The 13,366-nt window shown below is 33.5% G+C and carries 5 protein-coding genes; all 5 read left to right on the forward strand.

Features of this window, described 5'->3' with window-relative positions; genetic code table 11:
• The first annotated feature begins 214 nt into the window (after positions 1–214).
• Positions 215–1,246 carry a serine hydrolase domain-containing protein gene (locus AC3EMB_RS09690; protein ID WP_088025312.1) on the forward strand — a complete coding sequence of 344 codons (1,032 nt, stop codon included), beginning with the start codon at positions 215–217 and terminating at the stop codon, positions 1,244–1,246.
• Positions 1,247–1,455: 209 nt separating this feature from the next.
• Positions 1,456–2,466 carry a fatty acid desaturase family protein gene (locus tag AC3EMB_RS09695; RefSeq protein WP_088025310.1) on the forward strand — a complete coding sequence of 337 codons (1,011 nt, stop codon included), beginning with the start codon at positions 1,456–1,458 and terminating at the stop codon, positions 2,464–2,466.
• A 195-nt stretch (positions 2,467–2,661) separates the two neighbouring features.
• The gene (locus AC3EMB_RS09700; RefSeq protein ID WP_074569218.1) at positions 2,662–3,381 is read left to right on the forward strand and encodes a thioesterase II family protein; all 720 of its coding nucleotides are present in this window, start codon (positions 2,662–2,664) and stop codon (positions 3,379–3,381) included.
• Positions 3,371–9,142 (forward strand): amino acid adenylation domain-containing protein, encoded by a 5,772-nt coding sequence (locus AC3EMB_RS09705; protein ID WP_488517653.1) that lies wholly within the window; start codon positions 3,371–3,373, stop codon positions 9,140–9,142. Before AC3EMB_RS09700 ends, AC3EMB_RS09705 begins: the two co-directional genes overlap by 11 nt.
• On the forward strand, positions 9,132–13,358 hold the full coding sequence (locus AC3EMB_RS09710; protein ID WP_074562337.1) for a type I polyketide synthase: 4,227 nt from the start codon (positions 9,132–9,134) through the stop codon (positions 13,356–13,358). Before AC3EMB_RS09705 ends, AC3EMB_RS09710 begins: the two co-directional genes overlap by 11 nt.
• The last annotated feature ends 8 nt before the right edge of the window (positions 13,359–13,366 follow it).

The following is a 13,366-nucleotide window of genomic DNA, read 5'->3' on the forward strand; positions in this document are numbered from 1 at the left end:
AAATAATGTGAATTATATTAAGTGTTATTGTATAGCTAGTTTGAAAAAAATGAACAAACTTATGTGTGTTTTTTTTTTTTGAAGTCAATTCAATTATTAAAAAAGTTTCTCAAGTTTTGGTATGTATTTTAGATTGCTTTGAAAATTAAATAAAGTTACAATTAACCCTGTTTAATAGTTAGAAAAATTAGAAAATTAAAAGGGGATTGGGTAAGTGATAATTTCTGGAGAAATAAAAGAATTCATAATGAATTATGATGGAAAATTACCATTCTCAGGTGCAATTTTAATTCAAAATAAAAAAAAGATCTTTGAAGATGGATTTGGATATGCGAATAGAAGTGAACAAATTCTTAATACATCACGGACTCGGTTTGGTATGGCTTCTGGGTGTAAAATTTTCACTGCAGTGGCAATATGTCAATTAGTTGAAAAAGGTGTTTTAACTTTTGATACCTGCTTGAAAGAGTGTTTAGAAGACTCATTCCCACATTTTTATGAAAATATTACAATTCATCATTTATTAACTCATACTTCGGGCATACCAGATTATTTTGATGAAGAAGAGATGGATGATTTTGAAGATTTATGGAAGGATACCCCAATGTATTCTATTAAATCTCCTGCAGATTTTCTACCTATGTTTCAAAATTTTCATATGAAGTTTAATCCTGGAAGTAAATTTTCTTATAGTAATGCAGGTTATATTTTACTTGGGTTGATTGTAGAGAAATTGACAGGGATGAAGTTTGCAGAATATGTAAAAGAGAATATATTTAAGGTTTGCGGTATGTCAGATTCAGGGTATTTCCGGATGGATCAACTGCCGGAACGAACTGCACTTGGATATATAGATAATGAAGATGATAACACTTGGAGAACTAATATCTATTCAGTTCCTATAGTTGGTGGTCCAGATGGAGGGGCTTTTACAACAGTTTTAGATTTAGGAGAATTTTGGAACGGATTATTTAATGGGAAACTCCTAAATGAAGAGTACACTAATCAGTTGTTAACTCCTTATGTGAAAAATAACAGTTTACACTATGGATATGGTGTTTGGATTTCAATGGAAAATGATGAGATTCTCAAATATTTTGTATTTGGATTTGATCCAGGTGTGAGAGTTCATTCATCTGTAAATGCCAAGTCTAAGATGCAATTCCATATTATGTCTAATATAGAACAAAACGTAGTTCCTATTAAAATTGGGATTGATAAATTAATTACTGAAAAAAGGATTTAGTTTTTGAGATTCATGGATGTTTTTTTGATACCTACAAAATAAAAAAGGATATGAATATTTAACTAAGAGTTAATATGCTTATAAAAACTGTTGGATTGTTCGCTTTAAATAATCAATTAGAGTATAAAATTTTGAGAGTCTAAGGGTGTTTGTTAAGGATTCCTGATATAAATCAAAAGCATTAATTTCTATATAAAGGAGTTAATAACATGATTAGAGGAACTACCGATTTAGGGGAAAGTCAAAAGAAAGAGTTAGAGAAGCATCGTTTTTCGAAAGAAATCAACTTGGAAATTCGCGAATTACAAAAAACCAACAATTGGTATAATTTTTTTGCCATAGGATTAGATTGGGGTATTGTGTCCTTAGTAATTGCCTTGAATTATTTTATCCCAACTATGTGGATGTATTTGATTAGTATTGTTATCATTGGTAGCCGTATGCGTGGCCTTGATATTATGATGCATGAGTCAAGTCATCGTATGCTTTTTAAAAATCGTAAATTAAATAAGTGGGTTGCGTGTTTATTTGCTGCTTATCCGATAATGATTTCTTATAAAGCATATTGTAAGAGTCACATGAATCACCACAGGTATTTATGGAGTGAGATAGACCCTGATAAGCAAAGGTATCAAATTGTTGGATTAGATAAACCGACTAAAAATAAACTGAAATTTTTTATTCAGCATTGCTTAAAGCCTTTGTTCTTAGTACATGTGCCAAATTATTTGATTGGAATGATCAAAGTAACAGCATATGCAAAAGAGGAACCTAGATTTGATCAAATAATCAGGACTCTATATTGGGGCGCTATCATTATTTGTTCAATTGTTTTCGGTTTCTGGAAAGAGTTGATTTTATTTTGGGTAGTTCCGTTTTTAACAACTTTTCAAATGCTAAAATATTGGGCTGAAATGGCCGAACATGCAGGACTAGAATCAGAAAATGAGATATTTGCATCAAGAAATTCTTTTGGGAATTGGTTTGAGCGCTTTCTCATACATCCTCATAGAAACTCATACCATTTGGTACATCATCTGTTCCCGGCTGTTCCACACTTTAACATAAAGAAGGCCCATCTTATTTTAATGAAGGATGAAGAATATCAAAAAGCGCATCATTGTACAGGGTTCTTTTTTTCCACTGCACCAGGATTTTCTTCTGTAATAGATGATATACAAGGACGGATACCATTTTGGAATAAAGTGAAAAGGAAATAGATAATTATACGTGTTGTGCTAGCATAGGCTGTATGGAAATTTAATGGTTTACCAAAGATAATTCCTGATTGCACCCTAAAATATAAATGGGAGCTAGATTAATAAAGAAATTGGGAGATGTTAGGTGGCTAATTAAGTTCTATAGAGCCTTTTAAAATTTAGTAAATAATTTTGATTTATAGGAAAGGAGAGCATATGAATAATACGATGCTTTTTTGTTTCCCTTATGCTGGTGGATCTGGCTCGATATATAGTAAGTGGAAAAATTATTTACATCCTAGTATTGAATTAAAACCAATTCAATACGCAGGAAGGGGTATAAGATTTCAAGAAGATTGTTATGATGATATGAATCATGCTGTTAGTGATATATTAGAATATATATATGGAGTTGTAGGTAATTGTGATTACGCGTTTTTTGGTCACAGTATGGGAGGACTTATCGCTTATGAACTTTGTAAGGAAATAGAAAGTAGAAATCTCAATGCTCCTGTGCATATTTTTCTATCAGGTGTAAAGCCTCCCAATTTTATTAGAGAACAAAAAGTGTCTAACTTACCAGAAAAAGAATTTAAAGATGTGATATTAAATTTAAATGGTACTCCAAAAGAGATTCTTAATAATCAACAGTTAATGGATATATTTATCCCAATTTTAAGATCTGATTTTAAATTGATAGAAGAATACAAATTCAGTAATGAATTGTATAAGTTAAATACGTGTATTACTGCAATGTACGGTAAGGTGGATGATGTTACTGAGGAATACATGAAAAAATGGTGTGAGTTTACTTCGAGAGATACGGTTGTTTATGGCTATCCAGGAGATCACTTTTTTATTAATGAAAATTACATTGATATTATAAATCTTATTAATTCAACATTGGTTGGGAGAGGAGATTATTATGAGCAATGATGTTTATAATACAGATTTGTTAACTAAAGAGGAGAAGTTTTGGTTGGATCAACTATCAACGGATTTAGAAATGAGTAGTTTTGTAAATTTTAATAAAAAAGTTGGTGTAAAAAATCAGGAAGAAAAATTATTTACATATAGATTGTCAGAAAACATATCACATAAAATTAGTGAAATAAGTAATCATTCTGAATATGGAATGTTTATCATTTTGATTGCTAGTGTGAAATATTTACTCTCAATATACACGGATAGTAAAGATGTTTCTATTGGAACGCCAGTAATTCAATCAAAATCTGGTACAGCATATTATGATCATCTTTTGATTATACGAAGTAATGTCCATAGTAATATGACATTTAAAGAGCTTCTATTAAAAGTACAACAAAACATTACAGAGGCAAATAAAAATCAGAAAGTATCGCATAAGCGATTAGCAAAACTTTTAGGAGATGAGAATACAAGTTCTAATAAACTGAATCCTCGTACAGTCATACAGTTTGAAAATATTCAACATAATAGTTCTAATCATTATACAAATGCAGATACCGTCTTTAATTTTAAATGGTATGGAAATAAAATAGAGTGTTGTATCACTTGTAAAGAAAGTGAAGGAGACTTAATTGGAAGAGTTATAGATCAACTGACTCATTTGTTAAAAGCTGTAGTAGCTAATCCGAGTATAAGGCTCTCTGAAATCGACATTTTATCCAATGAGAGAAATCGTATTCTAAATGAGTTTAACAACACAATATCAAGTTTTCCTCAGGATAAATCTGTTGTTGACTTATTTGAATTTCAAGTAGCTCAAAGTCCACATGAGCTAGCAGTCTTTTACCAAAATCAAAATTTAACTTACGAGGAATTAAATATAAAAGCAAATCATATAGCACATAAATTAGTTGAATTAGGAGTTGAACAAGATTCTGTAATAGGAATTATGTTAGATAGATCGCTTGAACTTCCAATTGGTATATTAGGTGTTTTAAAGGCAGGAGCTGCATATTTACCTATTGATCCAAACTATCCAAATGAACGAATTAATTATCTTTTAAGTAATTCTAATGTAGATATCATTTTGAAGTGCAGCAATAATGAATTTAATTTTATAAATGAAAACACTAGATTTGTTGATATAGATACAACTTTGGGAGACGGTACACCTATAGAAATGAGTGGGAATTTAGAATTGAAAATCCCATTAGAGAGCTTAATGTATGTTCTTTATACATCTGGAAGCACTGGTGACCCTAAAGGAGTTATGGTGAAAAGAAATTCATTTATGAATTTGCTCAACTGGTATACCAATGAATTTGATATGAATCCAACCGATAATGTATTATTAATTGCCCCAATTAGTTTCGATACAGCGCATAAAAATTTATTTGCTCCATTGATAAAAGGCGGGCGATTGCACCTTTTTGAGTCGGGTATGTATGATTACAATAAAATGTCTGATTATATAAATATTCATAAAATTACGAGCGTTAATTGTACCCCAAGTGGTTTTTATCCATTGGTTGATTATAATGAGAGAACTAATTTTAGTAGGTTAATCACGTTGAAGCGTATTTTTTTAGGTGGTGAATCGATAAATTGTAAAAAACTCAAACCTTTAGTTAAATCAATAAATTTCAAGGGCGAAATTATAAATACGTATGGTCCCACGGAATGCACGGATTTAGCCTCTTTCTATAGAATTAGTAATCAAGAGATAGAACAATTAAAGGTGATTCCAATCGGAAAGCCTCTTAATAATGTCGAAATATACATTGTTGATCAAGAGATGAATCTTGTACCTATTGGTATAACGGGAGAACTGTGTATTGCTGGGATTGGATTGGCACGTGGGTATTATAATGCTCCAGATTTAACGAGAGAAAAATTTGTAGAGTTTCCGAAAATCACTCCAAAAAAAGTTTATAAAACAGGAGATATGGCAAGGTGGATGCCTGATGGGAATATTGAATTTATTGGAAGAAAAGATAATCTTACGAAAATAAGGGGGTTTCGGGTAGAAGTTGGGGAGATAGAGACTTGTCTTATGAAGCATCCAGATGTAGATGAGGTTGTTGTTGTTGCAATCGAAGATACTTTCGGTACGAAAGTATTAAGTGCTTATTTTGTTGCCAATGTGAATATAACAAACTCAGAATTAAGAAATTTCCTTATTAAAAGTTTGCCGAATTTCATGGTGCCAACCTACTTCACTCAACTGAAAAAAATGCCACTCAATCAAAATGGGAAAATTGATCGTAAAGCATTGCCGGTGTCCAACTTGGATCCAGTATCAGACTTCGACTATGTTGCACCAGAAGGTGAATTGGAAAAAAAGGTTGCCCATATATGGAGAGATGTTCTTAATATTCAAAAGATAGGAGTGTATGATAATTTTTTTGAGTTAGGTGGGCATTCTTTAAATGCTGCTTCGATTATATTGAAAGTTAACCAAGAATTTGACGTGAATATACAATTAAGTGAAATGTTTAAAAATCCAACTATAAAAGAATTTACAACTCTAATACTGGATGGGGAACAACATAAAAGTTCAATTATATTACCTGTTGAAGCAAGAGAATACTACCCTGTTTCATCACAGCAAAAAAGGCTATTTATTATGTGGCAACTTAATCGTGATTCAGTAGCTTATAATTTACCATCTGGGACAATCATAGAGGGTAATCTCGAATATGATATGTTGGTGAGAGCTTTCCAACATCTTGTTGATCGTCATGAATCTTTACGTACATCGTTTTCATTCATCAATGGACAAGTGGTGCAGTATGTACATCCTACATTAAAGGTTATTGTTGATATCGTTGAAGCATCGGAAGAAGAATTAATGGAGTATGTACATGGGTTTACTACACCTTTTAATCTGGAACAACCGCCTCTATTTAAAGTCAAAGTTATTAAAATCAGAAAAAATAAGCATTTACTGTTAACTGATGCTCACCATATTGTCTTTGATGGTATATCGATGGACATAATTATGGAGGAATTTTATGATAGTTATTTAAACAAAGACTTGCCTCCGGTTAAATTACAATATAGAGACTATGCAGTATGGCAGGGAGAGTTTTTTCAGTCTGATGATTTTAAGAGTAAAGAAAAGTATTGGCTAAATATATTTAAAGAGGAACCCCCATTGCTAGAGTTAAATACAGATTATCCACGACACCCGGTGCAACTTTATGATAGTGATTATGTATCAATTATGGCAGGATATGATTTGACAAAGCGTTTGAAAAAGATAGCGAAGGAGAATGGGACAACCCTATATACGGTGCTACTTGCTGCTTTAAATGTATTGTTTTTAAAATATACGGGTAAAGAAGATATTACGATTGGAACCCCTACAGCTGGCCGATCTCGTCCAGGTTTGGAACAGATTATTGGTATGTTTGTGAATACGGTAGTAATAAGGAATTTCCCGTGTCGCGAAAAAACATTTCTGAATTTTCTGGATGAAGTTAAGGATAATACAATAAAAGCCATTGATTATGAAGAATATCCGTTTGAATTGTTAGTAAATGAAGTTGATGTTTATCGAAATACAGGGAGAAATCCAATATTTGATATTATGTTTTCTTTGGATAATGATGAGTGTTTCTTTAAGGATACAGGGGATTTAACTTTCCATAAATTCCCCTTTGAAAGTAGTATGACTCAATTTGATATGTTCATTCATGTATTAGAAATTAATGAAGATATGCATTTTAAGTGGAGGTATCGTAAGGATATATTTAAGAAGGATACAGTGCAAAGATTAGCAGAACATTTTATTTATCTACTTGATGAGATTACCAAAAAGATGGATATACCATTACAAGATATTCAGATGATGTCTGAAGCAGAGATGAAAACTATTCTTTATGAATTTAATAATACGACGGATGAATATTCGTATCAAATGACGGTGCATGAGATATTTGAGCAGAAAGTGAAAGAAAATCCATCAGAAAATGCCATCGTATATAAAGAGATGACACTAACGTACTCTGAACTGGATGCAAGGGCAAATCAACTGGCCCGCACCTTAAGAAAAAAGGGAGTGCAAAGAAATAGTATTGTTGGACTTATTGCAGAGCCTTCCTTAGAAATGGTCATAGGAGTTCTCGGTGTGCTAAAAGCAGGAGGGGCATTTTTGCCGATTGATCCCACTCTTCCAATAAGCAGGATAAAATATTTTTTGAGAGACAGTGATTGTCAGTTGGTTCTGGCCAGAAATAATATGAAGGAACGATTTACTTTTGAACAGGAAGTAATTAGGTTGGATGATGAAATAAACTGTAAAGAAGATGGTTGTCATCTTGAAAGCATAAACCAGCCCGAAGATTTGGCATATGTAATTTATACCTCTGGAACAACTGGTAACCCTAAAGGGGTTATGGTCGAACACAAAAATATTGTGAATCAGTTGATAGGACTCATTCGAAAATTAAAATTTAATCAAGAAATGAATCATTTATTACTAGCGAAAATCACATTCGATGTTTCTGTTCAACAAATTCTTCTCCCGATTCTCTCTGGGGGGAGGTTATATATTCCTGAGGAAGAGCTAATCGTTGAGCCAAGAAATATGTGGAACTTTATTGAGAGAAACAAAATTAATGCCTTGGGTGCTGTACCTACCCATTTGAAAGTTTTAATAGATAATATTGTTACAAGTCACTCGCTTAAATATGTTCTTGTAGCCGGTGAGGTCTTTACAAAGAGTCTTTATAATCAATTAAAGAGTACTGTTAATGCTGAGATGATTATTAATCTGTATGGTCCAACCGAGACGACAATTTTTTCAACATACTATATTTGTCATGAAAATGAAGAGAGTTCGAGCATACCAATAGGTAAACCTCTAAGTAACTATAGGGCATATATTTTAAATCAAGATTATTATCCTGTACCTATTGGTGTGACTGGGGAGTTGTATATCGCTGGAGCAGGTGTAGGAAGGGGATATATCAATAAGTCAGATTTGACAGATGAAAAATTTATATCGGATCCATTTATTCCAGGTGAGAAAATGTATAAAACGGGAGACCTTACAAGGTGGCTTCCTAATGGAGACATCGAGTATATTGGAAGGATTGACCATCAGGTAAAGGTTAAGGGAGTCCGAGTAGAGCCAGATGAAATAAAAAACCATATTTTAAATCATAAATCTATTGAGAATGCAATTGTTGTTGCAAAACAAAATCAAAGTAATGAAAGCTATTTGTGTGCGTATCTAATTGCAAACCAAGAGGTTACCAGTACAGAATTAAGGAATTATTTGAGGAATAAGTTACCTGAATATATGATTCCGTCACATTTTGTGCAATTAGAGAGTATGCCTTTAACGAATAACGACAAAGTCGACGTAAGAGCCTTGCAAGAAAGGGATGATGAGAATTATATATCGTTAGGTACTACTTATATGGCACCTGGAACGAATCTAGAAAAAATGATAGCGGAAATCTGGAAACAGGTACTTGGGGTAAATCAGGTCGGTATTTATGATCATTTCTTCGAACTTGGTGGGAATTCACTGAATATTATTCAAGTAAATGAACGGTTGAAAAATGATTTGAACATTGACATAACTGTGATGATGCTATTTAGATATCCTACAATTTATTCTCTATCCCAGCAATTAAAGATGACTGCTGAGAGCAGGGTACAGGAAGAAATGAACTCAAATAGAGTTCAGGTAATAAAGGAATCGAAAAATAGGTTGAAACAGAGACGTCAAAGAAAGAGGGATTCGAATGAAGGATAGTGCACAGGAACCGATAAGAAATGGTATAGAGATTGCTATTATTGGAATGTCTTGCAGATTTCCTGGTGGAGATACTATAAATGAATTCTGGGAAAATTTGAGGAATGGCGTAGAATCGGTAACTTTCTTTACAGATAAGGAGTTACAGAAAGGAGGAATTGATCTAGAAACAATCCAGAATCCCAATTATATAAAGGCTGGTGGGGCTATTACAGGAACAGAATGGTTCGACAATAAATTATTTAATTACTCACCTAGGGAATTAGAGGTAATGGATCCACAGCTGAAAATTTTGCACGAGTGTGCTTGGGAGGCATTAGAGAGTAGTGCTTACTTTCCGGATACCTTTAATGGTTTAATTGGTACTTATATTGGAGCAGCAACAAACTTATATTGGTTAGAAACGGTATATCATGGAGCGAAAGACTTTGTCAAAGAAGCGGAATTTTTAAATGGTTCTCAATTTTTCGGTACCAGATTATCACATAAATTAAATTTGAGAGGCCCTAGTTATACAGTTCAAACTGCATGTTCATCTTCGTTGGTTGCTGTGCACTTGGCATGTCAAGCGCTATTAAGTGGAGATTGTGACATTGCTTTGGCTGGAGGAGTTTCACTTACATTACCTGAGAAAAGAGGATATTTATACAAGGATGGTATGATTCTTTCACCAGATGGACACTGTAGACCTTTTGATGCTAATGCTAGAGGAACGGTCAATGGAAATGGAGCGGGAATTGTTGTTTTGAAGCGTATGGAGGATGCGATTGTCGATGGAGATTTCATCCATGCTGTTGTGAAAGGATCCGCAATAAATAATGATGGCGCTGATAAGGTTAGTTTTAATGCGCCAAGTGTAGAGGGACAAGCTGCTGTTATTAGAGCAGCTCATCACATGGCCGAGGTAGAATCTGAAAGTATATCATATGTAGAGGCTCATGGTACGGGAACAATGCTAGGTGACCCAATTGAGGTTGAAGCTTTGAAGTTGGCGTTTAATACAGAGAAGAATAACTTTTGTGGTATTGGATCGGTTAAAGGGAATATTGGACATCTTGATAACGCTGCAGGTATAGCAGGTTTGATAAAAACTGTACTTGCTTTAGAGCATCGCATGATTCCACCAAGTATTAATTACGAGAAAGCAAATGAAAAAATTGATTTTGGTAATAGTCCATTTTATGTACAGGATACATTGGTGGGATGGAAGAACCCACAGTTTCCTTTAAGAGCGGGAGTAAGTTCATTTGGTATGGGGGGAACAAATGCCCATGTTGTACTTGAGGAGCCTCCCAAAAGAGAAGCTTCGGAACAGAGCAGGAGATATCAATTACTTTCTTTCTCTGCACAAACGAAAAAATCTCTTGAAGAGCAAACTAAAAGGTTGGCTGAATATTTAAATCATAACAATAATGTAAATTTGGCTGATGTAGCTTATACACTTTTAAATGGAAGGAAAAATTTAAAATATCGAAGAGCATTAGTGGTTTCGGATATAGAGGAAGCGAAGCAAGAACTTTTTAATCAAAATTCTGCTAAGGTTCAAACTAATATTTGTGATGGCGGTAGCAAGCAAATAATTTTCATGTTTCCCGGGCAGGGGGCGCAATATGTAAATATGGGATTGGATTTATATAAAGAAGAGAAGAGATTTCGAGATGAAGTGAATCTTTGTTGCGAGATTTTAGAAGAGATTAGTGGGATTGATTGGAAGGAAGTCTTATACCCAAAGGACCTAGACGCTAGAATGAGAGATGATATAAATCAAACATCTAATACTCAGCCTGCAATATTTATTTTTGAATACTCATTAGCAAAAACACTAATGGAATGGGGCATCTATCCGGACGGCATGATTGGACATAGTATAGGGGAATATGTGGCTGCTTGTTTGGCGGGTGTGTTCTCATTAAAGCAAGCGCTACAGTTGGTGTATGAGCGGGCGACCTTAATGCAGCAATTACCTAAAGGAAGCATGATAAGTGTAATGGCTTCGGAAAATGAAATTTTACCACTAATGAATCAAGATGTATCTATTGCCGCTGTGAATAGTCCAATATCATGCGTAATTTCAGGTTCTGATGAGGCAATCTATACTTTTGAGGGGGAATTGATTAGGAAAGGTTTTCAGTTTAAAAAACTTGCAACTTCCCATGCCTTTCATTCATCCATGATGGACTCAATTTTAGATATCTATGGAAAGAAGTTAAAAGAAATTAATTTCCATGACATTAAAATACCGTTTATATCCAATTTTACAGGAGGATGGATTACGGAAGAACAAGCAAAAAGTGCAGATTATTGGGTGAATCATCTGCGACATGTAGTGAAATTTTCTGAGGGAATTAAGCATCTACTATCGGATAGGGAAAATGTTTTTGTGGAGGTTGGACCAGGTAGAACATTAAGCAGTTTTGTTAGACAACATACTCAAGGAGAATCTAGTTGCCCGATTGTAAATACTGTAAGGCATCCGAAAGAAAAAACTTGTGATGACAAGTACTTACTTCAAAGTATTGGTAAGTTGCATATTCATGGCGTGAAGATCGAGTGGTCCAAGTATTTTTCGCAAGAAAGAAGATATCGTGTTCCGCTCCCTACGTATCCTTTTGAACGACAGTTCTTTAGCCTCTCTAAGGATATTGAAATGGAAGAGAGGTCCCCTTTATCGCAAAGCGACTATGTAGAAGAGCTAAAGGGGAATATTATTCCGAAAGATGATAAACAGCGGAAAATTATAGAATCATATAAAAGAGTTACGGGAGTAAAACAAGTTAGTATCCATGATGATTTCTTTGAATTAGGAGGTAGCTCACTAACGGCTATCAATGTTGTTTCGAGTTTGCAGAAGGATTTTGATATTTCTATTAATCATTTATTTGAATACCCTAGAGTCTCTGATTTAGCGCAACATATGACATATAAAAAGGAGAAGACTATTCCAGATGCATTAGCAACTTATCTGATTGCTAGAGGAGAAAGGCATCGGTTGATGGAGGAGAAGATAAGAGGAGACATAGCGATACGAAGTTTATATGATGATAGAAACAAAAAGTATTACGGAATCAACCTTTCTTGCCAAGTCGGCTATAAGGAAGTTCTATTGACAGGAAGCACGGGATATTTGGGCGTTTACTTATTACATGATTTATTAACTGAATTAGATTGCAATGTACATTTAATTATAAGAAGTGACAATTGTATAAAAGCAGAAAATCGCATTAAAGAAAAAGTTTGCTCTTATTTTGGGACATCTTTTTATGATAAGTATAAGAAAAGAATTTTTGTATATAGTGGCGACCTGACAAAAAAATATATGGGTTTAGATCTGCCGAACTATCAATATTTGAGTGAAACAATCCAATGTATTATACATTCAGCAGGTAGTGTTAGTCATTATGGGAAATATGAAAAATCCTATGAAGCAAACGTTCTAGCCACGAGAAATGTAATTGATTTTTCTGTTAAGGGAGTAAAGAAAGATGTGAATCATATTTCTACATTGGCTGTAGCTTCTGGTGTGGTAAAGAATAAAGAAGACGTATTGTATACAGAGTATGATAATGATTTAGGGCAAATTATTGAAAATCCTTATCCAAAGACAAAGTTAGAAGCTGAAAAGATTGTACTGGAAACGAGGGATAAGGGGATAAATGTAAATGTTTTTCGAGTGGGAAACATCGGTTTTGATTCTAAAACAGGAAGGTTTCAAGAAAACATAGAGCAGAATGCATTATACTCAATGATGAAATCATATATAAGAATTGGATTGGTTCCAGAAATGGAAAGAGATATAGACTTTGCATGTGTGGATGATGTTAGTCAGGCAATTATTAAGTTGTTCAATAAAAAAGAATTAATGAATGAGACTCATCACATTTTCAATCCTAACTATGTAAGCTTATCAGCTCTTTTAACAACGTATGGATTAGACATAGACGTAAAAGAAACCTCAATTGAAAAATTTATAGATTATATCTTTGATGAAAAACAAGCTAATCAACATGCATCTGATATATATAATTTACAGCTGCATTGTATAGGAGATGAATTGAAAACATTTAATGATGTCGAACAAACATTATTTCATATAACGGGGGATAAAACGAATATGCTGTTAAGAAAAACGGGTTTTGTATGGAATAATATTACGGATGAAATGACTAAAAAAATGATTAGATATGGTCAAAAAGTGAATTATTTCAAAAAATATTAAATATAAAG

This window comes from Bacillus sp. LQ16, from assembly GCF_057784645.1.